General features: G+C 68.8%; 1 pseudogene. It reads right to left on the reverse strand.

From position 1 onward, the window contains the following. Window positions 1–185 precede the first annotated feature (185 nt). Window positions 186–538 (reverse strand): annotated as a pseudogene (locus JCM19049_RS17245) (DNA-binding protein); the annotation flags it as partial.

Here is a 538-nt window from a genome sequence, read left to right on the forward strand (position 1 = left end):
CGGCCTCGTGGCGGGCCACGCAGTGCCCGCCGTGGGCGATGGGCCGATGCGCAGTTCAAGGGTTGGGGTGCTGGGCATGGTTGTCCTTTGCGGTTGCTCGTGCGGGATTCGGCCGGTGGCGGGCGGGGCTTAGCGGTGGGCGCTGGATTCCTCGGTGGTGCCGCTGGCGGAGCTGAGCAGGCGCCAGGCACCGAGGCGATCACCACGCCCGGTTCGTGGTGCAGCCGGTTCTTCACCCGCACCGCGGTCTGGTTGTGCACCAGCTGCTCCCACCAGTGGCCGACCACGTATTCGGGGATGTACACCACGATCAGGTCGCGTGGGGATTCGCGGCGGATGGAACGGATGTGGTCGATCAGCGGGTCCACGATGGTGCGGTACGGGGAGGCCAGCACGGTGATCGGCACCGGGATCTGCAGTCGCTGCCAGTCGCTGAGCGTGCGCTCGGTCTTCTCGCTTTCCACATCCACCATGATCGCCTCCAGCTTGGAGGGGCGCGAGGCGCGGGCGAAGGCGATGGCCCGCAGCACCGGCTTAC

It is taken from the genome of Arthrobacter sp. JCM 19049 (assembly GCF_001310435.1).